The organism is Rhodococcus sp. 27YEA6 (assembly GCF_044908235.1).
GTDB classification, from domain to species: Bacteria; Actinomycetota; Actinomycetes; order Mycobacteriales; family Mycobacteriaceae; genus Rhodococcus_F; species Rhodococcus_F qingshengii.
In genome coordinates this window covers 103,812-127,290 of the sequence record NZ_JBIYCY010000014.1, presented here as the reverse complement: position 1 = coordinate 127,290, position 23,479 = coordinate 103,812, and the positions used below count along the sequence as shown (strand labels likewise).

24 protein-coding genes and 1 tRNA gene are annotated in these 23,479 nt (G+C 62.9%); 12 read left to right on the top strand and 13 right to left on the bottom strand.

Annotated features, from left to right (window positions below; genetic code table 11):
- Window positions 1-69 precede the first annotated feature (69 nt).
- Both ABH939_RS26590 and ABH939_RS26585 read left to right on the top strand, forming a co-directional pair.
- Window positions 70-1,362 (top strand): carboxylesterase family protein, encoded by a 1,293-nt coding sequence (locus ABH939_RS26590; RefSeq protein ID WP_404650390.1) that lies wholly within the window; start codon window positions 70-72, stop codon window positions 1,360-1,362.
- Window positions 1,363-1,412: 50 nt separating this feature from the next.
- Window positions 1,413-2,339 (top strand): LysR substrate-binding domain-containing protein, encoded by a 927-nt coding sequence (locus tag ABH939_RS26585; protein ID WP_003943516.1) that lies wholly within the window; start codon window positions 1,413-1,415, stop codon window positions 2,337-2,339.
- 58 nt (window positions 2,340-2,397) lie between these two features.
- Here ABH939_RS26585 and ABH939_RS26580 read toward each other — a convergent pair whose 3' ends face one another.
- From ABH939_RS26580 to ABH939_RS26540, 9 genes are all read right to left on the bottom strand, one after another.
- Window positions 2,398-3,756: an MFS transporter gene (locus ABH939_RS26580; protein WP_042446679.1), complete on the bottom strand. Its 1,359-nt coding sequence runs from the start codon at window positions 3,754-3,756 to the stop codon at window positions 2,398-2,400.
- 184 nt (window positions 3,757-3,940) lie between these two features.
- Entirely contained in the window at window positions 3,941-4,936 is a 996-nt protein-coding gene (locus tag ABH939_RS26575) for an amidohydrolase family protein (RefSeq protein ID WP_404650389.1), read from the bottom strand.
- 3 nt (window positions 4,937-4,939) lie between these two features.
- Entirely contained in the window at window positions 4,940-5,461 is a 522-nt protein-coding gene (locus ABH939_RS26570; RefSeq protein ID WP_003943511.1) for a 3-hydroxyanthranilate 3,4-dioxygenase, read from the bottom strand.
- Window positions 5,458-5,910, bottom strand: a complete 453-nt coding sequence (locus ABH939_RS26565) for a RidA family protein (protein WP_218695416.1) — start codon at window positions 5,908-5,910, stop codon at window positions 5,458-5,460. Before ABH939_RS26565 ends, ABH939_RS26570 begins: the two co-directional genes overlap by 4 nt.
- Window positions 5,907-6,680: a 2-keto-4-pentenoate hydratase gene (locus ABH939_RS26560; protein ID WP_042950503.1), complete on the bottom strand. Its 774-nt coding sequence runs from the start codon at window positions 6,678-6,680 to the stop codon at window positions 5,907-5,909. The genes ABH939_RS26565 and ABH939_RS26560 overlap by 4 nt, the downstream gene beginning before the upstream one ends.
- 42 nt (window positions 6,681-6,722) lie before the next feature.
- Complete coding sequence (locus tag ABH939_RS26555) at window positions 6,723-8,198, bottom strand: 2-hydroxymuconic semialdehyde dehydrogenase (protein WP_020905966.1); 1,476 nt, start codon at window positions 8,196-8,198, stop codon at window positions 6,723-6,725.
- 126 nt (window positions 8,199-8,324) lie between these two features.
- Complete coding sequence (locus tag ABH939_RS26550; RefSeq protein WP_007732381.1) at window positions 8,325-9,110, bottom strand: MBL fold metallo-hydrolase; 786 nt, start codon at window positions 9,108-9,110, stop codon at window positions 8,325-8,327.
- Window positions 9,110-9,580 carry a RidA family protein gene (locus ABH939_RS26545; RefSeq protein WP_003943508.1) on the bottom strand — a complete coding sequence of 157 codons (471 nt, stop codon included), beginning with the start codon at window positions 9,578-9,580 and terminating at the stop codon, window positions 9,110-9,112. The genes ABH939_RS26550 and ABH939_RS26545 overlap by 1 nt, the downstream gene beginning before the upstream one ends.
- Before the next feature lie 5 nt (window positions 9,581-9,585).
- Window positions 9,586-9,750: a hypothetical protein gene (locus ABH939_RS26540; protein WP_003943454.1), complete on the bottom strand. Its 165-nt coding sequence runs from the start codon at window positions 9,748-9,750 to the stop codon at window positions 9,586-9,588.
- A gap of 53 nt (window positions 9,751-9,803) precedes the next feature.
- On the opposite strand from ABH939_RS26540, the gene ABH939_RS26535 reads away from it, so the two are divergent.
- Complete coding sequence (locus ABH939_RS26535; protein WP_037130910.1) at window positions 9,804-10,817, top strand: ArsA-related P-loop ATPase; 1,014 nt, start codon at window positions 9,804-9,806, stop codon at window positions 10,815-10,817.
- A complete protein-coding gene (locus ABH939_RS26530; RefSeq protein ID WP_277377880.1) occupies window positions 10,817-11,995 on the top strand; it encodes an ArsA family ATPase in 1,179 nt (392 codons plus the stop codon). The genes ABH939_RS26535 and ABH939_RS26530 overlap by 1 nt, the downstream gene beginning before the upstream one ends.
- Window positions 11,996-12,013: 18 nt before the next feature.
- Here the strand turns inward: ABH939_RS26530 and ABH939_RS26525 are convergent, their stop codons facing one another.
- Window positions 12,014-12,337, bottom strand: a complete 324-nt coding sequence (locus tag ABH939_RS26525) for a WhiB family transcriptional regulator (protein WP_007732375.1) — start codon at window positions 12,335-12,337, stop codon at window positions 12,014-12,016.
- A gap of 291 nt (window positions 12,338-12,628) precedes the next feature.
- On the opposite strand from ABH939_RS26525, the gene ABH939_RS26520 reads away from it, so the two are divergent.
- Window positions 12,629-14,998 carry a transglycosylase domain-containing protein gene (locus tag ABH939_RS26520; protein WP_003943525.1) on the top strand — a complete coding sequence of 790 codons (2,370 nt, stop codon included), beginning with the start codon at window positions 12,629-12,631 and terminating at the stop codon, window positions 14,996-14,998.
- Between the two features lie 95 nt (window positions 14,999-15,093).
- On the opposite strand, the gene ABH939_RS26515 is transcribed toward ABH939_RS26520, so the two are convergent.
- Window positions 15,094-15,570, bottom strand: a complete 477-nt coding sequence (locus ABH939_RS26515; RefSeq protein ID WP_003943491.1) for a GatB/YqeY domain-containing protein — start codon at window positions 15,568-15,570, stop codon at window positions 15,094-15,096.
- A gap of 132 nt (window positions 15,571-15,702) precedes the next feature.
- Here ABH939_RS26515 and ABH939_RS26510 point away from each other — a divergent pair, with 132 nt between their 5' ends.
- From ABH939_RS26510 to ABH939_RS26495, 4 genes are all read left to right on the top strand, one after another.
- Window positions 15,703-16,671 carry a metallophosphoesterase gene (locus ABH939_RS26510; protein WP_003943461.1) on the top strand — a complete coding sequence of 323 codons (969 nt, stop codon included), beginning with the start codon at window positions 15,703-15,705 and terminating at the stop codon, window positions 16,669-16,671.
- Between the two features lie 54 nt (window positions 16,672-16,725).
- Window positions 16,726-16,799: transfer RNA gene (locus tag ABH939_RS26505), tRNA-Pro, on the top strand.
- A gap of 74 nt (window positions 16,800-16,873) precedes the next feature.
- The gene (locus tag ABH939_RS26500) at window positions 16,874-17,197 is read left to right on the top strand and encodes a hypothetical protein (RefSeq protein WP_003943496.1); all 324 of its coding nucleotides are present in this window, start codon (window positions 16,874-16,876) and stop codon (window positions 17,195-17,197) included.
- A 100-nt stretch (window positions 17,198-17,297) separates the two neighbouring features.
- Entirely contained in the window at window positions 17,298-17,651 is a 354-nt protein-coding gene (locus ABH939_RS26495) for a VOC family protein (RefSeq protein ID WP_058227115.1), read from the top strand.
- Window position 17,652: 1 nt separating this feature from the next.
- Here ABH939_RS26495 and ABH939_RS26490 read toward each other — a convergent pair whose 3' ends face one another.
- On the bottom strand, window positions 17,653-19,209 hold the full coding sequence (locus ABH939_RS26490; RefSeq protein WP_007732369.1) for an acyl-CoA synthetase: 1,557 nt from the start codon (window positions 19,207-19,209) through the stop codon (window positions 17,653-17,655).
- A 189-nt stretch (window positions 19,210-19,398) separates the two neighbouring features.
- Between ABH939_RS26490 and ABH939_RS26485 the strand changes: the two genes are divergently transcribed.
- Window positions 19,399-20,430 (top strand): ABC transporter substrate-binding protein, encoded by a 1,032-nt coding sequence (locus ABH939_RS26485; protein ID WP_003943522.1) that lies wholly within the window; start codon window positions 19,399-19,401, stop codon window positions 20,428-20,430.
- A gap of 57 nt (window positions 20,431-20,487) precedes the next feature.
- Here ABH939_RS26485 and ABH939_RS26480 read toward each other — a convergent pair whose 3' ends face one another.
- Window positions 20,488-20,964 (bottom strand): MarR family winged helix-turn-helix transcriptional regulator, encoded by a 477-nt coding sequence (locus ABH939_RS26480; protein WP_003943458.1) that lies wholly within the window; start codon window positions 20,962-20,964, stop codon window positions 20,488-20,490.
- A gap of 120 nt (window positions 20,965-21,084) precedes the next feature.
- Here ABH939_RS26480 and ABH939_RS26475 point away from each other — a divergent pair, with 120 nt between their 5' ends.
- Window positions 21,085-22,701 carry a DHA2 family efflux MFS transporter permease subunit gene (locus ABH939_RS26475; protein WP_058227113.1) on the top strand — a complete coding sequence of 539 codons (1,617 nt, stop codon included), beginning with the start codon at window positions 21,085-21,087 and terminating at the stop codon, window positions 22,699-22,701.
- A 104-nt stretch (window positions 22,702-22,805) separates the two neighbouring features.
- On the top strand, window positions 22,806-23,474 hold the full coding sequence (locus tag ABH939_RS26470) for a DUF6891 domain-containing protein (RefSeq protein ID WP_042446741.1): 669 nt from the start codon (window positions 22,806-22,808) through the stop codon (window positions 23,472-23,474).
- The last annotated feature ends 5 nt before the right edge of the window (window positions 23,475-23,479 follow it).

Genomic DNA, 23,479 nt, shown 5'->3' with positions numbered 1-23,479 from the left:
ACAAAGGCATTTGTGCCGCGGCATCCACCTGGCATGCTCGAAAAAGCATGCACAAGAAGAAAGGAACCCATGCCCTCGTTCGAGACGGTGATCGCATCCACCCCTTCGGGGAAGGTCCGCGGCCGAAAGCGTGACGGTTCCTACTACTTCGGTGCGATCCCCTACGCCAGCGCACCGCGCTTCGAGAAGCCTCGACCGGTGGAACCGTTCTCCGACGTCTTCGACGCCACAGCGCTTGGAACGGTCTTCCCCCAACCACCTTCACGACTCGAACGCATCATGGGGCCACCGCTCCCCGAACCGGAGCACAGCGAGGACAGCTTCACCGTCACCGTCACAACCCCGTCGCTGACCGGTCATCGCCCGGTGATGGTGTGGCTTCACGGTGGCGGGTACTCCAGTGGCGGCGGCTCACTCCCCTGGTACGACGGCGGCGCTTTGTCAGCCGAGGGCGACGTCGTCGTGGTGTCGGTCAACTATCGCGTCGGCGTGCTCGGATACCTCCTCCTCGACGGCGTCAGCGAAGGCAATCTCGGGGTACACGATCAGATCGCGGCGCTCGAGTGGGTGCGCGAGAACATCGAGGCATTCGGCGGCGACCCAGACTCGGTCACCGGATTCGGGCAGTCGGCCGGCGCCCATTCCATTGTGAATCTGTTGAGCAGTAACAACTCTCGAACCCTGTTCCATCGAGCAATTCTGCAGAGCACCCCACGGCCGGACCTCAACTTCACGCAGGCTGCCGCGATCGAGAACGGGGAGACGTTTGCCCGACTGCTCGACGGAGATCCTCGGACCGCGCCGCTCTCCCACATTCTCGACGCATTCCGCGGCACGGCTGTCGAGTTCAGCCGGCGGTCCCCCAATGTCGTGCAACCGCCCTTCGCGCCGATCTCCGAACTGGAACCGGTGATCCGAACTTTCGAAACAGCGCCTGACGTCATCGTGGGATACACCCGAGAGGAGGGATCTGCTTTCGTGCGCGACGTAGCGGGAGTACCCGATCCCGAACACGTCGCCGAAAAGGCACTGACACAGAACATGTTTGCCGAACCGGCAATGGAGCTGGCCGAGACCATCACAGCGGCCGGCGCGTCGGTGTACACGTATCGCTTCGACTGGGCACCGACGGACGACGTCTTCGGGGCCACTCACTGCATCGAACTACCCTTCGTGTTGGGAACCGAGCAGTCCTGGCAGGGCTCACCGATGCTGGGCAGCAGCGACTGGCAGAGCATCGACGCACTGGGCCGTCGGATACGCCGGCACTGGACGTCGTTTGCGCACACGGGAAGTCCGGACAGCAGCGAAACCTGGGAGAAGTACACCTCGTCCCAATCGATCGGAATCACCTTCTCCTGAGCAACTTCGGGCGCCTACCCACCCGGAGAAATCCCGTCTAGGATTGCTCCATGGACATGCCCAAGCTCCTCGACGGGCGACTCAAACTCCGCCATCTCCTGCTCGTCGACGCATTGAGCCGTCAGGGCAGTGTGGTCGGCGCCGCTGCCGCACTTCACATCACGCAACCTGTCGCGACTCGGAGTCTGCACGACATCGAGTCCATTCTCGGCGTCTCGCTCTTCGACCGCGGCCCACGCGGCATCACCCCGACCATTTTCGGCGAGGCCTTCACAACTCATGCACGGGCCGTGATCGCGCAGCTGACCGAAGCCGGGCGACACGTCGTCGAACTTGCCGACGCCAATCGCGGAACCGTCATCGTGGGAACACATCTCGCCGGATCCAACGTGCTGCTTCCCGGCGCTATCGCGCGCCTGAAGGTTCACCACCCGTTGCTCACCGTCGTCGTGCGCGAAGGTACGCCAGAGCAGTTGCTCACCGATCTGGAAGCGGGCCGAATCGACCTGATCGTCGGCCGGCTCACCTCACCTACCGATGACACCGCGACAAGACGGAACCTCTACGCCGAATCCGTCGAACTCGTCACCCGCGTAGATCACCCGCTCGCTCACCGCGAGGACGTCCAACTCGAAGAACTACGCGGCTTCCCCTGGATCCTTCCCGGGGTCGAGACAGTGCTCCGACGCGAACTCGAGGAGTTCTTCGCCCGGAACGGCTTGCCGTTGCCCGAAAATCGGGTCGAGGCAACCTCTTTCCTCACCGTGCGTCAGCTACTGGTCGAGACCGACATGATCGCGGTACTACCGAGCCTCATCCCCCGCGACGATGCGCGCTTGACCACCCTGTCCATCACACTCGATCCGATCGGGCACAGCGTCGGCATCACCTCGTCGGCGACTCGCACGTCGAGTCCGTCCGCGCAGGCCCTGATCGCGACGCTGGAGTCCTTTGCAACTGAGCTCATGCGACCGTGAAACGCCGATCGGCCCGTTCCCTCCAGAGGGAACGGGCCGATGTCGGATCAACCAGGACTCAGGCGTTTTCGGAGACGCGAATCTCCTCGTGCTCCAAGCCCCGCGACGAATCGGGGACAATCTTGAACAGTGCGATGGCGCCGACCAGGCTGATCGTGCACACCCCGGCGAGATACCAGGTCACACCGACCGAAGATCCGGTGGCGTCGAGCAGAGCCGTGGCGATCATCGGTGCCAGTCCACCGCCGAGAATTGCACCGCTCTGGAGGATCAGAGACGAGCCGGAATAGCGGACCTTGGCCGGGAAGGTATCGGCGATGATGCTGCCCTGGACACAATGTGTGACCGGAACGATCAGGCCCATGCCCAGGAACGCGATGACGGCGACCATTTTGTTCTCGGTGTTGAGGAGCGGGAAGAACACGATGCACCACAACAGGATTGCGGCAGATCCGCCGATGAACATGTGCCGACGCCCGTACTTGTCGGCGATCTTTGTCCAGAACGGGATGGAAAGGAACCACAGGACTGCTGCCGCGGTCACGCTGAGCACCAGGAATTGCTTGTCGTAGCCCAGATGTTGAGTTCCGTACGACAGGGTGAACACCATGAAGGCGTACGCCACGGCGGAGTTCGCCAAGCACGCGGCAAGCGTGAGAGACAAACGGGGGAAGCCGACCTTGAGCGACTCACGCAGCGGGAAGCGGACTATTTCGCCCTTCTCCATGATCCCGGCGAATGACGGCGACTCGGTGACGCGCAGGCGAATCACCAGACCGATCGCCACCAGAACGAAGCTGAGCAGGAACGGGATTCGCCAACCCCACGAAGCGAATGCCGAGTCCGACATCACGGCGTTGGTCGTCAGGAAGATGCCGTTGGCGAGAACCAGTCCGGCGGGTGTGCCCATCTGAGGGAAACCTGCATAGAGATTCTTCTGCCCCGCCGGCGCGTGCTCCATCGACATGAGTGTCGCGCCGGCGCCTTCACCGCCCAGACCGATGCCCTGAACGACGCGCATCGCCACCAGGAGGACGGGCGCCCAGAAACCGATGGAGTCGTAGTTCGGGATGAGGCCGATGAGTGTGGACCCGATGCCCATCATCACCAATGAGACCACGAGCGTGGCCTTGCGCCCGATCCGGTCACCGAAGTGCCCGAACACGAGTCCACCCACCGGCCGTGCAATGAACCCGACGGCGAAGGTGCTGAAGGCAGCCAGCGTGCCGGCCGTGGGGCTCAGGCTCGGGAAGAATTGTTTGTTGAAGATCAACGCGGCGGCTGTGCCGTAGAGGAAGAAGTCGTACCATTCGAGAGTTGTGCCGGCCAGGGTTGCCATGGCAACTCGGCTACGGGCCGCTTTCTCCGGCAACGGCTTTCCGTCGCTCGTAGTGCTGTTGGATATCTTGTCTGACATCGCGGAACCTATCGATTGGATGGGGCAGGCGGACGATGAAGTCTGTAGTCACCGACCCCGTCTTCGGGATTGTCGGTATCACGAGCGTCGTCGATCGTTGTGTTTGGAATTGTGCTCGCTCGAGACATGACTCACAAATGCCGAATTCACCGTCCGCCATACCGGAAAAGGTATAGCCGGGGCCTCAGACGAGACCCAGGAAGCGTTCGGCATTCCCCCGCGAAATCAGTTGGCGCGCAGTATCGTCCAAGAACTCACTCTTGCGAACCACCTCACCGACCGGACGCTCCCCCAAGGGGTACGGGTAATCACTACCCACCATCACACGGTCCCCCCCCACCGTGTCCACCAACAGTCGCAGCGCACGCTCGTCGAAGACGACGGAATCCACGTAGAACCTTCCCAGGTAGTGCGAAGGCGGGAACTGCGACGTACCGATGATGTCGTTGCGGCCGTGCCAGGCGTTTTCCATCCGTCCCAACCAGAACGCGAAAGATCCACCACCGTGCGCAAATCCGATCTTGAGACGATCGTCGATCTTGTCGAACACCCCACCGAGAATCAGTGCGAGTATCGACAGGTGCGTTTCGGCCGGCATCGCAGTGAGCCACTGCGCCATCCAGCGATCGAGGCGCGGAGAGTTGGCCATGTCCCACGGGTGCACGAATACCGGCACGTCCAGCGACGCGCAGTACTGCAGGAACGTCACCACGCCCTCGCTGTCGAGGTCCAGATCGCCGACATGATTGCCGATCTCGACACCGCGGTGCCCGTTCGCGATGCACCGCTCCAACTCACGGCACGCTGCGTCGGTGTCTTGCAGAGGCACCTGGCAGAACGGAATCAACCGATCCTTCGCCGGCTCCACGATCTCGAGTGCGAGGTCGTTGAAGATCCGTGCAATGCGACTTGCCTGCTCACCGCTCCGGCCGTAGTTGAAGAACGCCGGAGTAGGTGAGACGACCTGCGTCTGCACGCCGTCGGCATCCATGTCCCGAAGCCGCACCTCGGCGTCCCAGGCATCGGATTGGATGCGACGGAACTCCTTGGTGCCCATCATGATCATTGCTTCGGTTTCCGACTCGACCTTCAGCCACGGCGCTTGCGGCCCCGCGTCTTCGGTCAGATCCGGCCACCCGTTGGGCACGTAGTGGGTGTGGATGTCGATCAGGTTGCTCATAGCTCAGCCCTTGCCGGGATGGAGCGTGCCGCACTTGTCACACGTGCGGGCTTCTTCGCTCTCGTAGAACTTGACGAACACCGGCGGAAGGTCGGCCACGATGTCGCGCACCTGAAGTTCGACCTCGTGAATCTTGTGATCACATTCGAGGCAGTACCACTGGAACTTCTCGAGCGTGCCTTCCTTGCGGACGCGTTCGATGACCAGGCCGATCGAGCCCGCGGTGGGACGCTGCGGCGAATGCGGAATGTCTCCTGGCAGCAACCAAGTTTCACCCTCGCGAATGTCGACGCGCTGAGGACCGTCTTCGGTCATGACATTGACGTGGATGTCGCCTTCGAGCTGGTAGAACCACTCCTCGTACGGATCGAGGTGGTAGTCGGTCCGCTGGTTGGGGCCGCCGACGACCTGCACGATGAAATCGTCTCCGAGCGCCATCGTCTGATTGTTGACGGGCGGCTGCAGGAGGTGGCGGTTGTCGTCGATCCACTTCTTGAAGTCGATGACGGGAGGAATCGTGGTCATGATGCATTCTCCGTATCTTCGGACGCCGTGCGTCGGGAGGCGGGCACGTACGCCACGCCGGAAATTTCGATGAGCAGGTGAGGGTGGGGCAGCTGGTGAACAGCCACAGTCGTTCTCGTCGGACCGTTTTCGTCGAACAGTTCGGCATACACCTCGTTGTATCCGCCGAAGTCGTTCATCGACACCAGGTAGGAGGTGACCTGAACCAGATCACTCAGTTCTCCACCCACTTCGGCGAGAATCGCCGCGATGTTCTCGATGACGGCACGCGTCTGCGCCCGAATGTCGAGCGCCGTGGTTCCCATCTCGTCGACCGCGACGCCGACAAACGTGTTGTCGGGCCGACGCGAACTAGTCCCGGAGACATAGACGAAATCGCCGACCACCTTGACGTGGGGGAACTTTCCGCGCGGCTTCGCCAGCCTCTCGATGACCTGCGCCCCACTCATCGCTTCACACCTTTCACCGTGACGGTTCCGAGTCCGTCGATCGTGCACTGTGCGACGCCCTCGTCGAGTCGCACAGCTGCTGTGGCGGCACCGGCCAGAATTACCTGCCCGGCGCGCAACGGGATTCGGCGTCGGCGGGCGATGTCGAGCAGTGCATGCAAAGCGCGCGCCGGATCGCCGAGAATGGCCGACGTGGACCCGACTACCGTCTCACCGCCGACTTCCATACGTACGGAACGGTCTTCGACGTTCTGTAGCGGCAGCCACCTCCCGATCACGTACCCGGCAGCGCTGGTGTTGTCAGCGACGACGTCGGTGTAGGTGAAGCGGAAGTCGCGGTACCGCGAGTCGATGATCTCCATTGCGGGAGCCAGCGCGTCGACGCAGGTTTCGATGTCGACGTTCGGATCGTCGAGATCGACGTCCTTCGACAGGCGGTATGCCACTTCGGGTTCGATCTTGGGATGAATGAACGTCCTCAGGTCGACTTCGCCGCCGTTGCTCACGCACATCGCGTCGGTCAACTGACCGACGATCACTTCGGAGACACCCATCTGCGCCATCTTCGCTTGGCTTGTGAAACCGAGCTTGATACCCACAATCGATTCGCCACGGCTGGTCCGCCGTTCGAGGAGTTCGTTCTGGATCCGGTAGGCCTCGTCGATGTCGATGGTGTATTCGTCGGCGAGGCTCGGGGTGTCGGTGCGAGTCTGCGCAGCGTCGTCGAGGCGACGCGCGAGCGCGGATACGGTGTCTTCGGGGGCTGTCATCACGCCTCGCTCATTTCTGGAAAACTTTTGCGGTTTCGATGTTCACAGTTGCACACATACATTCGTCGGTTCGGTGTAGAAGTGCAGCGAGGACTCGCCGCCCTCACGTCCGATGCCGGACAGGCCCATACCGCCGAAGGGAGATCGCAGTTCGCGGGTGAACCACGTGTTGACCCAGGAGATTCCGACGTTCATCTTCTGCGCGACGCGGTGTCCGCGGCGCAGGTCGTTGGTCCACACAGAGGCAGCGAGGCCGTACTCGGTGTCGTTTGCCAGGGCGATCGCCTCGGCTTCGGTCTCGAACGGAATGAGTGCTGCGACGGGTCCGAAGATCTCCTCGCGCACGACGCGATCCTTGTTGGTCAAGCCTGTCCACAGGGTGGGTTCGATCCAGGATCCGCCCGACAGTTCCTGTCCGAGGTCCGGAATACCGCCGCCGGTCAGCACTTTCGCGCCTTCCTGCTCGGCGATCTCGAAGTAGTCGAGAACCTTCTTCCGATGCGCCTGCGAAATGAGCGGTCCGGTCGTCGTTGCATCGAGCGTCGGGTCGCCCAGACGCAATCCTGCTGCCCGCTCGACGAGTCCACCGGCGATGTCGTCGAAAATACTGCGGTGCACGTACACCCGCTCGGTGCACAGGCAGACCTGGCCGGTATTGGTGAACACCGATTTGGTCAGGCCCGTCAGAGCTTCGTCGATGTCGACGTCGTCGAAGACGATCGCGGCGTTCTTGCCGCCGAGCTCGAACGAGACCGGACGGACTCGCGGCGCAACGGTTTTCATGACATGCGAACCCGTTGCCGAAGATCCGGTGAAGGTGACCCCGTCGATACCGGGGTGCGTGGTGAGGAACTCGCCGGCCGAGTTCGCACCGAATCCATGGACGACGTTGTAGACGCCGGCAGGCAGGCCGACCTCTTCGAGCACCTCGGCCAGCAACGACGCAGTCGCCGGGGTCTCCTCGGAAGGTTTGACCACCACGGAGTTTCCGCACGCGAGCGCGGGCGCAACCTTCCAGGTCAGGAGAAGCAGCGGCAGGTTCCACGGAACGATCACGGCGACGACGCCGAGCGGCTTGCGGATCGCGTAGTTCAGCGCCTGCTTGCCGCCCGCGAGATCCGTGACAAACGATTCCTGTCCCGCCGCGGCGACGATGTCGGCGAAGGTGCGGAAGTTCGTCAGGGCGCGCGCGACGTCGAGTTCGCGTGCCTGCGTGATCGGCTTGCCGGTGTCCGCCATCTCTGCGGCGACGAACTCTTCGAATCGCTCCTCGATCCGGTCGGCAGCGCGTCGCAGCAGAGCCGTCCGCTCTCGAACCGGCGTATCGGCCCAACCGTTGTCCAGAGCACGTCTGGCAGAGGTCACGGCCCGATCGACCAGGGCCTTGTCGGCCTCGTGGACCCGGGCGAGAACACGGCCCGTTGCTGGGTCGACCTGATCGAAGCTCGACGACTCGTCGGGTTCGACATAGGAGCCGTCCACGTAATTGCGGATCCATCCGTCGCATTGTGAGGTCATGGACTAACTATTGGGCCGTTACCCATATCAAACAAATGCAAAAACTGCCGCCAGCTATACCTCGATCGGCATAGATGGCGGCAGTTCGGCCACACAACTCAGCTCTTCGTGTCGGCGCCGAGCGCCTCAGCGTCGCAGATACGCCAACTGCACGTTGACGGATTTCTCCGCGACCGGCCACAGCTTCGGGTCGACGTCGGAGTAGACGTGCTCGACTACGTCGCGCACCGAGGCAGACTCGCCCAACGTCGACAGAGCAGCCCGCACCTGATCCAGACGCTCCTCGCGGTGGGCGAGGTACTGCTGCGAAATCGCCTGCAGATCGGGTAGGTCCGGACCGTGCCCGGGAAGAACCGTCAGTCCTTCGCCGAGTGCGGCCAGCGATCGCAGCGAGGTGAGGTAGTCCCCCAGATCGCCGTCGGAGTCGTCGAGAACTGCCGTGCCGCGGCCGAGAATGGTGTCGCCCGTCAGCACGCTCGCATCGTTCTCGATGACTATCGACACCGAATCCGCGGTATGGCCCGGCGTCGCGAGGATCCGCAACTTCAGGCCCGCTACCTCGATCACTTCACCGTCGACAAGCGCCGAAGCGCCCCCGCGAAGAAAAGTAGGGTCGACGGAACGCACTGGAGCCGAAGTCAATTCGTGGAAACGGTCCACCCCGCCGGTGTGGTCGTAGTGCCGGTGCGTGATCAAGGTCAGCGCTACCGGACCGATACCAGCGACACGTTGCAGGTGTTCCTCGTCGTTGTCGCCTGGATCGACGACAACACACTCGACGCTGCCCGGAGCATGCAGAATCCAAGTGTTCGTACCGTCCAGCGTCATCATGCCCGGGTTGTTCTCGAGCAAGACCGAAGCGATGTCGGTGACGCGGCGTAGCTGCGCGTAGGCGGGATGGACCGTCGACATCAGCGAACTTCGACGATCAGTTCCACCTCGACGGGTGAGCCGAGGGGAAGTTCTGCCACGCCGACTGCCGAACGGGCGTGGATACCGGCGTCGCCGAGCACCTCGCCGAGGAACTCGGATGCGCCGTTGATCACGCCGGGCTGGCCGGTGAATCCTTCGGCGGATGCCACGAAGCCGACAACCTTGACGACGCGAACGACGTTGTCGATGCCGACCAGGGCGTCGATGGCAGCAAGAGCGTTGAGCGCGCAGGTGCGAGCCGCGGCCTTGGCGTCCTCATCCGACACGCCCGCGCCGAGCTTGCCGGTCAGCGCCAGTTTTCCGTCGACGAACGGGAGCTGACCCGACGTGTACACGTGGTTGCCGCTGCGAACCGCGGGAACGTAAGCAGCGACGGGTGCCGCGACGGCGGGAAGTGCAATGCCCAGTTCGGCGAGACGCTCCGACCAGGTCTGTGTTGCCTCTGCCATGTGATTCAGCCCTTCGGACGCTTCATGTACGCGACGTGCTGCTCGCCCGACGCGCTCGGCAGGACGGCGACGAGTTCCCAGCCGTCGACACCCCAGTTGTCGAGAATTGCCTTCGGATTGTGGACCAGCAACGGAGTCACGGTGTATTCCCAGGAAGTTATTTCGCTCATGCGGTGAGCCTATCCCGCGTACATCTTCGGCCCCAGACTTATAGGCTCGCGGTGTGGTTGCATCCCAAGATGAGCTGAGCAGGACCTGGCCCGAGTCTGCGACGAAGGCCCGCCTGCACTTTGTGTCAGGTAAAGGCGGAACCGGTAAGTCCACGGTTGCCGCCGCGTTGGCGCTCGCGTTGGCCGAAGGCGGCAAGCGCGTTCTCCTCGTGGAGGTCGAGGGCCGCCAGGGAATCGCGCAGCTCTTCGACGTACCACCGCTTCCACCGCAGGAGACCAAGGTCGCGGCCGCCGAAGGTGGCGGTGAAGTGATGGCTCTGGCCGTCGACATCGAGACCGCGTTCCTCGAATACCTCGAAATGTTCTACAACCTCGGCTTCGCCGGCCGGGCGATGCGTAAGTTCGGCGCCATCGAATTCGCCACCACAATCGCTCCAGGCCTTCGCGACGTTCTGCTCACCGGCAAGATCAAGGAGTGCGTCATCCGCACCGATCGAACCGGCAAACGCGTGTACGACGCCGTTGTCGTCGATGCTCCCCCGACCGGGCGGATCGGCAGCTTCCTCGACGTCACCAAGGCGATGGCCGACCTCGCCAAGGGCGGCCCGGTGCATTCGCAGAGTGAAGGCGTCGTTCGGCTGCTGCACTCGCCGGAGACCGTCGTACATCTTGTTGCGCTTCTCGAAGCGCTGCCCGTTCAGGAAACCGCCGACGCCGCCGCAGAACTGGCGCGTGACGACCTCAACCTCGGTGCCATCATCGTCAACCGCGCCAGCCCGAGGTTCTTGCCCGAAGACCAACTCTCCGGTGCTGCAGCCGGCAACATCGATGCAGCTTCGATCCGGTCGACGCTCTCCGATGTCGGCATCGATCTGTCCGACGACGACTTCGCCGGCCTGCTCACCGAGACGATCGAGCACGCGTCGGTGCTCGAAGCTCAAGAATCCAGTGCGGAGAAGCTCCGCGAGATCGACGGCGCGCGGGTGCAACTTCCCGCACTCGCCGACGGCGTCGATCTCGGTGGGCTCTACGAGCTGGCCGAATACCTCACGGAACAGGGCGTGTGATGACCGAGACCACCGAGAACGTGACGGTCGGCAGTTCCAGGACCGGCCGACGCGCAGCTCCTGCCCTCGATATTTCGGCGATCATCAAGGACCCGACGGCCCGAATCGTGGTGTGTTGCGGCGCAGGTGGCGTCGGCAAGACCACGACGGCTGCGTCGCTGGCGTTGCGGGCAGCCGAAGAGGGCCGACGCGTAGTCGTCCTCACCATCGATCCGGCCCGTCGCCTCGCACAGGCCTTGGGTGTGGCCGAACTCGACAACACTCCGCAGCCGGTGAAGCTGGGTCCCGAGGCCACGGGCGAACTCCACGCGATGATGCTGAACATGCGTCGGACTTTCGACGAGATGGTCATCGAGCATTCGAGCCCTGAGAAGGCCGAGCAGATCCTGGCGAATCCCTTTTACCAAACCGTTGCCACGTCGTTCTCCGGAACGCAGGAGTACATGGCGATGGAGAAGTTGGGGCAGCTGGCGTCGAACGACGCGTGGGATCTGGTGATCGTCGATACCCCGCCGTCGCGCAATGCGCTCGACTTCCTCGACGCTCCACAGAGGCTCGGAACATTCCTCGACGGACGGATGATCCGGCTGCTCTCGGCACCCGGCCGTGGCCTGACCAGGCTCGTGGCCGGCGCGATGGGATTGGCTCTGAAGGGTGTCTCGACCATCGTGGGAAGCCAAATGCTTTCGGATGCATCGGCATTCGTGCAGTCGCTCGACTCGATGTTCGGCGGTTTCCGTGAACGCGCCACGAAGACCTACGAGTTGCTGCGTCAGCCGGGGACTCATTTCCTGGTGATCGCAGCGGCCGAGCCCGACGCTCTCCGTGAGGCGGCGTTCTTCGTCGATCGCCTTGCGGGTGACTCGATGCCGTTGGCCGGTCTGGTTCTCAACCGCACTCACCCGACGTTGACGGCTCTGCCTGCCGATCATGCGGTGACCGCCGCCGACAAACTGGAAGCGAAGGAAAATGCGACCGAGGCCGAGGCCCTCACCGCAGCCGTTCTCCGCATCCATGCCCATCGGGCAGTGATCGCGAAGCGAGAAATCGCCTTGCTGAGTCGATTCACCGCAGCTCACCCGAAGGTGCCGCTGATCGGTGTTCCGTCGCTACCGTTCGAGGTCTCGGACCTCGAGGCGCTGCGCGCGGTGGGAGATCAGCTCACTCGTAAGGGCTGATCCCCCGATCGACCTGGATCAGACTGCTGAGTGATGCTGGCGCTGGTCTTCGAAGAACTCGGACCAGGAGTCGACGTCGGGGTGCTGCTTGAGCAGTGCACGGCGCTGACGTTCGGTCATTCCGCCCCACACACCGAACTCGACACGGTTGTCGAGAGCATCTGCTCCGCACTGCATGAGGACCGGGCAGTGACGGCAGATGGTGGCTGCCTTGCGCTGTGCGGCGCCACGAACAAAAAGTTGGTCGGGATCGACCTCGCGGCATCGCGCCTGAGTTACCCAGGCAATTCGTGCCTCGGCCTGCTCGATGTCCAAACGGCTACTCGGGGTGGCTGTGTACATTCTGGGTCCCCTCTACAAAGTCTGACCGTCGCCATGAGGCGAGCAGCGCACCATCTCAGCCGTCTCGCGGTAGCACGTGAAAGCTGAGACACATTCGTGATCGAGTGTTACGTCGATCACACTGATCACAATTTAGGTAAAGAACGCCCCTAACGCAAGACGGTCGGGAGCATTTTTTGGTACGGCAGTACAAAGCGCGTGTTCAGGAGGTTTTGAACACCCGCAAAACACTGAAACCGGTTCCAATGGGTGGGCACACGTACTCTGTAGATCGTGTCGATTGCAAAAACAGTGGCGAAGCTCGCCGGAAGCTCCGCATTGGCGGGTGTCCTGGTCGCAGGGGTGATGTTCCCGGTGGCCGGCGGATTCGGATTCGCGTCCAATCGCGCTGCCGATACCGTCGACAACGTCTCGGCCGAACTGGTCGAAGGCACGGTCCCCGCGGTGTCCACCATGGTCGATGCGGCAGGCAATCCCATTGCCTGGCTGTACGACCAACGACGCTTCGAAGTCCCGAGCGAGAAGATCTCCAACAACATGAAGTTGGCGATCGTCTCCATCGAGGACCGCCGGTTCCCCGACCACAAGGGCGTCGACTGGCAGGGAACGCTGCGCGCCTTCCTCACCAACACGACGACCGGTGAAGTGCAGCAGGGCGCGTCGACACTCGATCAGCAGTATGTGAAGAACTACCAACTGTTGGTCGTGGCCAAGACGGATGCCGAGCGCCGCGCTGCCATCGAGACCACCCCGGCCCGAAAGATCCGCGAGATCCGGATGGCGCTGACGCTGGACAAGGAACTCACGAAAGACGAGATCCTCACCCGGTACCTCAACCTCGTACCGTTCGGCAACGGATCCTTCGGCATTCAGGACGCGGCTCAGACCTACTTCGGCGTCGACGCCGCAGATCTGACCGTTCCGCAGTCCGCGATGCTGGCCGGCATGGTTCAGTCCAGCTCCGCGCTGAACCCGTACACGAACGTCGAGGGCGTGACCGAGCGTCGTAACACCGTGCTCGACACCATGATCACGAACATTCCGGATCGTGCCGACGAGTTCCGTGCAGCCAAGGAAGAGCCCCTCGGCGTCCTCGAAACCCCCAACAACTTGCCGCGCGGCTGCATCGCTGCAGGCGATCGCGGATTCTTCTGTGATTACGCACTGAAGTACCTCTCGGATGCCGGAATCACCCGCGACCAGATCAACGAGGGTGGTTACCTCATCAAGACCACTCTCGATCCGCAGGTCCAGGCGTCCACCAAGGCCGGACTGAACGCGAACGCGAGCGCCAACCTCGACGGCATCGCGAACGTGATGAACGTGATCAGGCCGGGCCAGGATTCACACAAGGTCATCGCGATGGCCAGCAGTCGCACGTACGGACTCAATGCCGACGCCGACGAAACCGTCCAGGCGCAGCCGTACTCCCTTGCCGGTGACGGTGCGGGTTCCGTCTTCAAGATCTTCACGACCGCTGCGGCGATGGAGAAGGGCCTCGGCATCAACGCGACCCTCGACGTGCCCAAGCGCTTCGAAGCCAAGGGCATGGGTAGCGGTGGTGCGGCAGGCTGCCCGGTCTCGACGTACTGCGTGGAGAACGCCGGCAACTATCCGCCGACGCTGTCCGTGACCGACGCCCTGGCACAGTCCCCAAACACCGCTTTCGTCAAGCTCATCGAGGCGACCGGCGTCACGCCGACCGTCGACATGGCTGTCCGTCTCGGCATGCGCTCGTACGCCGATCCCAACACCTCGGGCTTCGACGAGCGCAGCATGGCCGACTTCCAGAAGGAACAAAACCTCGGTTCGTTCACCCTCGGCCCCACCTGGATCAACCCGCTCGAACTCTCCAACGTCGCGGCCACTCTCGCCTCGCACGGCAAGTGGTGCCCGCCGAGTCCCATCGATTCGGTCTTCGACCGCTACGGCAAGCCGGTGGCCGTCACCGAGCAGGGCTGTGAGCAGGTCGTCGAGCCCGGCTTGGCAGACACACTCGCCAACGCCATGAGCCGTGACGACGTCGGCGCCGGTACGTCTGCCGGTGCCGCGAGCAGCGCCGGATGGAGCCTGCCGATGTCGGGCAAGACGGGTACCACCGAGACCCACAAGTCCTCGGCGTTCCTCGGCTTCACCAACAACCTCGCTGCGGCCGTCTACATCTTCGGCGACTCCCCGACACCCGGCGAGATCTGCTCGAGCCCGCTACGCCCCTGCTACAGCGGCAACCTGTACGGCGGTACCGAACCGGCGAGATCCTGGTTCGCGGCAATGAACCCGGTCGCCAACAACTTCGGGCCCACCTCGCTGCCTCCGATCGACGAGAAGTACGCACGGGGATCACAGAACGGCCAGGTTCCCGAGGTTGTCGGCCTGAGCCAGTCGGCGGCGACGTCGAGGTTGCAGGCGTCCGGCTTCACGGTCAATTCCGTGACCACGGCGTCCGGAGCACGCGCGGGAACGGTCACCGGAGTTTCGCCGTCCGGGTCCGCGATCCCGGGTTCGACCGTCACGATCTACATCAGTGACGGGTCCGTAAGGGCTCCGGCAGCACCCGCATCCCCGGCAGCTCCAGCAGCTCCGGCACCGGGCGCGACTCCCCCGGATGCGACTCCGCCGGGAGGCGAACCCGCACCGCCTGCGGGGACCCCACCGAACTGACGGCCCTGAAAACTGACGGCTCTGAAAACAAGAACGGCCGCGATCTCCGAGTGACTCGGAGTTCGCGGCCGTTTTCGGTTTCCGGTGGCGCGCTTCTACAAGCGGGACTTCACTGCTGCAGAGATACGTGCGCCATCGGCCTTGCCCTTGGCCAGCGCGCTGGCGGCCTTGATGACCTGGCCCATCTGACGCATACCCGGACGCTCACCGAGCTCCTCGGACACCTGAGCGAGGGCGGTGTCGACGACGTCGACGAGTTCGGCGTCGGTCAACGGCGTCGGCAGGTACTCGTCGATGATCTGAGCTTCGGCGCGCTCTTTCGCGGCAAGTTCACCGCGGCCGTTCTCGGTGTAGATCTCGGCCGATTCGCCGCGCTTCTTCGATTCCTTTGCAAGGACTTTGATGATTTCTTCGTCGGTGAGGACCCGTGCTTCCTTACCGGCAACCTCTTCGGTCTGGATGGCTGCCATGAGCATCCGAAGGGTGGCTGTACGTAGCGGATCCTTCGCCTTCATGGATGCAACCATGTCGGTTCGGAGGGTGGCTTTGAGCGATGGTGTCGTGTCGGACATGGTGGAAACGCTACGCGCTCGGCGTTTCGAGCGTGCCGATAGTTACCTCCGCCCGGACACAATTCTCTGTGGAATAGCTGTAAAAGGCGGCGAGAGCGACGCAGAAGAACGCCACACCCGTATCCTTGAGAGGTGTCTTCCCAGTTCCGCACCAATCTGACCCGCACCGCACTTGGTGCCGCGGGCGCCGCTGCACTAGGGATCGGGTACGCATCCGGCATCGAACGCAATGCATTTGCACTGCGTGAGGTGACGATGCCAGTCCTGGCGCCCGGTTCGTCGTCGCTGCGGGTCCTCCATCTCAGCGACCTGCACATGATGCCGAACCAACGGTTGAAACAGAATTGGTTGCGTGAGCTCGAAGGCCTCGACCCCGACCTCGTGGTCAACACCGGCGACAACTTGTCGCATCAGCGCAGCGTCCCGGCAGTGGTCCAGGCGCTCGGCGATCTGTTGGCTCGGCCGGGTCTGTTCGTCTTCGGCAGCAACGACTACTTCGCTCCGAAACCGAAGAATCCACTGAGCTACATCTTCAACAAGGACAAGCGCATCACCGGGGATCCCCTCCCCTGGGGCGATCTGCGGGCCGCGTTCACCGAACGTGGATGGCTGGACATGACCCACGTGCGCCGCGAACTCGAAGTGGCCGGTATTCGCATTGCTGCCGCCGGCGTCGATGATCCGCACCTGAAGCGCGATCGCTACGACACCGTCGCCGGAACACCCAATCCCGTCGCCCAGCTCAAGCTCGGCCTGACGCACTCACCCGAACCTCGAGTTCTCGACCGGTTCGCCGACGACGGCTACGACCTGGTGCTCGCCGGCCACACGCACGGTGGTCAGCTGTGCCTTCCGTTCTACGGCGCGCTGGTCACCAACTGCCAGATCGACCGATCCCGGGTCAAGGGACCGTCGAAGTGGGGCGCACACACCCAGCTGCACGTCTCAGCAGGCATCGGCACTTCGCCGTGGGCTCCGGCACGCTTCTGCTGCCGCCCCGAGGCAACTCTGCTGACTTTGGTTCCGGCGACCAGGCGCGAACCGGAACATGTCTCCGCACACAGTTCCGCAGAGTCTCCAGCGTCGGTTCTACGCAACTGACCTGCGGATTTAATGTCAGTCGACTCGGTAATGTAAGCTAACCGAGGTTCGACACGGGGTGTGGCGCAGCTTGGTAGCGCGCTTCGTTCGGGACGAAGAGGTCGTGGGTTCAAATCCCGCCACCCCGACAGTGAAGAACAGAAATCGAGGCCCTTCCGCTTACGCGGGAGGGCCTCGATTTCGTTGACGATAAGGTGAAGCCGTGGCATCCGAACCAGACTTCGCGCACAACGACATGGCGAGCCGTAGCCGACGTGAGAAAGCTGTCGGTCTTGCCAAGTTCGCCTGGGATCGCGATATCAGTAGTGCAGAGTTGCTCGACATGCCCGACGATCGGCTGCGCAAGCTTGCGCGGGCGGCGGGCGCCAATCCGCCGAGCACGCGGGAGACCTGGACGATCGCGGCCGGACTGCTCGACGAGAAAGCCGTGTGGGCAGCAGCCAACCCAGACCGTCCCGAAGCTCGGCGTGAGCATCCGGACGAGAAGATCATGTGGGTGAAGAAGCCGATCGAGCCCTGGCTGTGACAGCCGAATTCAGCGCAGGTGTGACAGCCGAATTGAGCGCAGCTGTGACAGCCGAATTGAGCGCAGCTGTGACAGCCGAATTCAGCGGAGCTGTGAACCGGTGATCGGGCAGGTCGATGAAGTAGTTGTGGATTGCTCCGCACCAGCCCAGTTGGCGATCTTCTGGGCCGGAATCCTCGGTGGGCAGCCGGTGGAGCGGAGCGCGGAGTGGGCGTTTGTCGACCCTCCAGGATGGACTCGCCTCGCCTTCCAACGTGTACCGGAATCCAAGCTGACGAAGAATCGTCTACACATCGACGTCAGTGTGGATGACGTCGTCGCTGCGACCGAAGCTGCCGAGCGCCTCGGCGCAACTCGGGTCGGCACTGTCCAGGAGGACCCGGCCGGCACCTTTCAGGTGCTGCTGGATCCCGAGGGAAACGAGTGGTGCGTCGTCCGAAGTGCCGGAAGGTGATTTACGCTCCCGCTACGGTTTCGCGAGCCCAACGGTAGTCGGCCTTACCGCTGGGCGAGCGGAGGATGGTTGGTACGAGCACGATCGAGCGGGGGATCTTATACCCGGCGACGTGGGTGCGGCAATGCTCCGACAATGATTCCGTCGCAACATCTTCGAATCCCGGTCGAACCTGCACCACCGCGGCGACCTTCTCACCGAATCGAGTGTCGGGCGCACCCGCCACCAAAGCGTCGAAAACTGCCGGGTGAGTTTTGAGTGCCTGCTCCACTTCTTCGGGGTAGACCTTCTCGCCGCCGGAGTTGATGCACATCGAACCGCGCCCGAGCAGCACGATGGTTCCGTCGGCTTCCATCGTGCCCATGTCCCCGAGTACCGCCAGACGAACCCCGTCGACGACGGGAAAAGTTGCAGCAGTCTTGGCCGGGTCGCCGAAGTAGGCAACAGGAACATGGCCGGCCCGGGCGATGAAACCGACTGTGTCCGAGCCTGGTTCGATGCGACGGAATTCGTCGTCCACAAGAATCATGTTGGGGTTGGATCGAATTCGCTTGGAACCGTCCTCACCGAATTCGACGACGCCGTCGTTGCCGGATTCCGAAGCACCGAATGCATCCTTGATCACCAACCCCGGTAGTCGGGTTGTCAGTTCTGCTTTCAGGTTCGGGGAGAACAACGCGCCACCCGACCCGATCAGTTGGAGAGTCGAAAGGTCGTAGCGCCCTTCGCTTGCGGTGATGGCGTCGGCGATCGGCCGAGCAATTGCGTCGCCGACGACGGTGATTCCGGTGATCTTCTCGGCCTCGACCAGTCGCAACACTTCCATCGGATCGAAGCTGCGGGTCAGCACTCGGGGCGCTCCCATGAGGAATGCCGTGAGCAGTGAATAGATTGCGGCTCCATGCATGAGCGGCGGGATGAGTAGCAGCACAGTTGGATTGGTGTTCGCTACAGCTGCATCCACAACCTCTTCGAGGCTACGACGCGGCGGCCCGCTGAGGTTCGCTCCGGACAGGGCGGCAAAGAAGAAGTCCTCGTGCCGCCACACCACACCCTTGGGCATTCCGGTTGTGCCGCCGGTGTAGATGATGAAATGGTCGTCGTTGCTGCGAGGGCCGAAGTCGCGGGTATCAGTCTGCGCGGCAAGGGCGTTCTCGTAGTCTTCGCCGACGATCAACACGTGGGTGATCTCCGGACACTGCGGAACCACGGCCAATGCCGTCGGCGCGAATTCCTCTTCGACCAGCAGTGCCACCATTTGAGAGTTGGTGTAGATGTACAGGAGTTCTGCATCGGTATAGCGGAAGTTGACGTTGATCGGTACCGCTCTGATCTTCAAGCAAGCCAGGAGCGCTTCGACGTACTCGACGCAGTTACGCATGTGAATACCGACGTGCTGCCCAGGCTCGACGCCCACCGACTGCAGGTGATGAGCGAGTCGGTTCGATCGCAGTTCGAGTTCGGCGTAGCTCAATCGCACGTCTTCCAGAATCAAGGGAACTCGATCGGGGATCGCATCGGCAACGGCCTCGAACAGATCGGCAATGTTCAGGGTCATCGAAATCCTCACTACACGCGTCTTCGCTTACCAGTACAGGTCTTTCGCGAAGCTAACACGTTGGTCGCACCCTGTAGTCCGAATTGCGTAGCGGTCCCGCTGAGCGAGACCTGACGCGCCGCTCACCTGGCGTCAACGGTGCGGATACCTCCCTGACCAAGCCCGATAGCCGAAAGGTAGGGTAGCCTAATGCACTCACGCACCACTCTCCGGAGCCGCACGTCGGTCCGGGTCGCCATGGTTGCCTTGGCGACTGTTTTTGCCGCTACGGCCTGCGGCTCTTCCGACGCCGGCGGCAACGCGAACGGCAACACCGATGTCGCGACCGGCGGCAAGCTGTTCAGCACCGCCGACACGGAAACCGCGAAGCTCGGCAGCGATGCCGCGCCAGGCGAGTTCCCTCGCACCATCACCCATGCCCTGGGCGAGACCACCCTCGAGGCCAAGCCGACCCGCGTCGTCGTCCTCGACAGCGGTGAACTCGACGAGGTTCTCTCGCTCGGGATCACCCCGGTCGGCATCGCCAGCCCGGAAAGCGCCGCCGGTCAGCCGTCGTACCTGGCGGACAAGTTGGTCGGTGTCCCCGATGTCGGCACGACCAACAACCTCAACCTCGAGGCGATCACCGCACTGCAGCCCGATCTGATCCTCGGCAGCAAGCTGCGCCAGGACAAGCTTTACCCGCAACTCGCGGCAATCGCTCCGACGGTCTTCAGCATCCGCCCCGGCTTTCCGTGGAAGGAGAACTTCCTCCTTGCCGGTGACGCACTCGGCGAGGAGACCAAGGCTGAGCAGGTTCTCAACGACTACCAAGAGCACGCCGATAAGGTACGTGAGTCGATCGACGGCTCCCCGACCGTTTCACTGGTTCGTTTCATGTCCGGGAAGCTGCGCCTGTACGGCAATCTGTCGTTCATCGGCGTCATCTTGAAGGACGTCGGCCTGCCCCGCCCGGCGATCCAGGACATCGACGAACTGGCCGTCGAGGTCAGCCCGGAAACGATCACCGAGGCGGAGGGTGACCGAATCTTCTACTCCAGCTACGGAAATCCCGCCGACACGGGCCAGACCACGGTTGTTGCCGGACCGCTGTGGGCCAGCATGGACGCAGTCAAGGAAGGACGCGCCACCGAGGTGAGCGACGAGACCTGGTTCCTGGGCCTCGGCCCGACAGGTGCCGGCCTGGTTCTCGACGACCTGCAAGCCAAGCTCGGCAAGTAGCCGTCACCGGCACAAAGAACGCCGCCCGACTCTCCGGAGTCGAGCGGCGTTTTTTGTTCAGCGGTTGTCCTGCTCGAGGTGTTCGTTCATCGTCGAGTGAAGGTCGACGAGAAATTCCTCGAATCGACTGAGCAGTTCGGGCGGGTACTTCGCCATCATGGCGTCGAGTCGCACGGCAAGGGGCCCGAAGAACTCGTCCGCCAGGTCCTGCACATGCGCACTGCTGTGCAGCGTGACCACTCGCCGGTCGGCATTCTCTCGGGTCCGGACGATATGTCCCGCCTTCTCCAGGCGGTTGAGCAACGCGGTGGTTGCACCCGACGTCAGCGAGATCCGCTCTCCGAGGCGGGCGGGTGAGAGCGGCGTCCCCTTCTCCTCGGCAGCGGTGATTTCCATCAAGGCAGTCGCGTCGGTGGAATGCAGGCCGAGCCACGACGCGAATCGATGGCTGAATTCGGTGAACGTGCCACCGTACGCGCGGAATTCGTCCATCAGCCGCTCCCGCTCCACGGAGATGTCGCGCGGTGCCTCCACCTCGGTGATCCCACCTTTCCTGTGCCAGACGGCGGCCGGTCGAGCCCAGCGCGCACGTTGACAACTTACCGCCTCAAATATACCTTCATTGTAAAGTTACTTCACAATGGAGGTTTATTCGTGAACATCTCACCCACCACCCGCAAGTGGTTGGGCCTGATCGCCATTGCACTCGGCGTGGCACTGATCGTCGTCGACACCACGATCGTCAACGTCATAGTTCCCTCGATCATCGAAGATCTCGGGATCAATTCCGTTCAGGCCCAATGGATCCAAGAGTCCTACGCAATCGTGTTCGCGGCACTTCTGCTATTGGTCGGCAGAGTTGCCGATCTGGTCGGCGCTCGTCGCATCTTCATTGCCGGTGTCATCGTGTTCGGCGCGACGAGCCTGCTGGCCGGACTGGCGCCGAACGGCGGTCTGCTCATCCTGGCGCGCTTCCTGCAGGGCGCCGGCGCGGCCATGATCCTGCCCACGTCACTGTCGCTTCTGAACGCGATGTTCACCGGAAAGGCGCGCGGCCAGGCCTTCGCGGTCTGGGGCTCCACCATCGGCGCTGCATCCGCCCTCGGCCCATTGCTCGGCGGCTGGCTTGCCGAACATGCCTCATGGCGTTGGGCATTCGGGATCAACATTCCGCTTGCTGCGCTCATTCTGATCGGCGCAGTGCTGTTCATCGCGCCCTCACCCCGCACCGCTGGGCGCATCGACGCCACCGGAGCAGCACTGTCCATCGCCGGGCTCGGCCTGCTGGCCTTCGGCCTCGTCGAGGGACGAACGTACGGGTGGCTGACGACGAAGGAACCCTTCGATCTGTTCGGTCTTTCATGGTCCAGCGGACCGTCGCCGGTTCTGGTGGCGCTGGTTCTCGCCGTTCTGTCGCTCGGTGCGTTCGCCTACCGTCAAACCATGCTCACCCGCAGCGCCGATCCGTCGCGGGCACTGATGGACGTACGGTTGTTCTCCATCTCGTCGTTCCGCAACGGCAACATCGCGACGCTGATCATCGGACTCGGCGAGTTCGGAATCGTTGCGGTGCTTCCTCTCTGGCTCCAGTTCACGCTCGGATACAGCGCCCTCCAGGCAGGGCTCGCGCTGGTTCCCATTGCCATCGGCAGCTTTGTCGCCAGTGGTGCGAGCTTCGGGCTGGCATCGAAGGTCTCGCCGTTGGGCTTGGTCCGTATCGGCCTGGCTCTCGAAGCGCTCGGTCTCGCCGGCCTCGGATTCATCGCTGCGACAGACAGCCCCTGGTGGACTATCGCCGCAGTGCTGTTCTTCTACGGAATCGGCGTCGGTTTTGCGACTGCCCAGGTGACCAACGTGGTGCTCGAGGAGATTCCCGAGCAGAGCGCCGGTCAAGGCTCCGGCATTCAGAGCGCGTTCCGCCAACTCGGATCCGCACTGGGCATCGCTGTCCTCACCACGGTCTTCTTCAGCACTCTCAATTCGACGCTGAACAACGACCTCACCGGATCCGGTGTCGACCAAGCTCAGGCTGATCAGTTGACGCGGGCAGTCACCGACAGCGCAGGCGCCGCCATCGACTCGCTGGCCGGTTCACCGAACACTGCCTTCGTCGCCGACGCTGCCCAATCTGCGATGACTCACGGCATCACACTCGGCGGATACCTTGCGGCCGGATTTGTCGTGGTGGGCCTGATCGCCACGGCGCTCATCCCGAACAAGCCGGCCCCGTCAAACGAGGAGGAAACGAAAGCAGCAGCCGACGTCGCCTGACGGTCGGATCGGTGCAGTACGGTGCCGGTATGCGATTGCCCTGGTCACGGTCATCACAGTCACGGTCAGCACAGTCACGGTCAGCACAGTCACGGTCAGCACCGGTGCTCAGTGAGGCCGACATCGTCGCCGTAGGTGAGCAAGCACGCGAACTGGTACTCCCAGGTTTCGCGACGTTCGACGAAATCTGCGAAGCCGCCCGAGACTGTGTCGAGGGCGGCTTCGAGAACGACGAACTCGGCAGACAGATCGACGCAGTAGTGCGTGAGGTCTGGGACCACAGACTCGGGGAGCAGACCCAGTGGACGGCTCCCGGCGACTTCGAGCGCCTCTCCGCAGCCTTCGCTGATCTCGAGCGCAACGGCATCGTAGCCCGGATGAACTTCACCTGCTGCATGCAGTGCGGCACTACTGAAATCGACGACGAACGCACGCCGTCCGAACCCGACGAGAACGGGTATCCCTTTGCTCAGTGGGCGTACACGTTCTTCCACATGCAAGATGCGGAGCGTCTCGGCGACGAGCCGTCCGATCTCTACTTGTCCTACAGTGCGTTTCGTCCGGCCCACGATCTCGATCCCGCACTGGTCGCCGCTGCCTTCGGCGGCGACGAAACCGCCAAGGCACACATGATCGCGCACACCGATCAGACCGTCGGGCGCCAGGTAGCCGACGCACTCCGAACTCAGGGGCTGAGCGTCGATTGGAACGGTGACAACAATCAGCGTATCCGTGTCACCGACGTATGTTGGCGCAAACCGCTTCCGCAGTAGGAGAT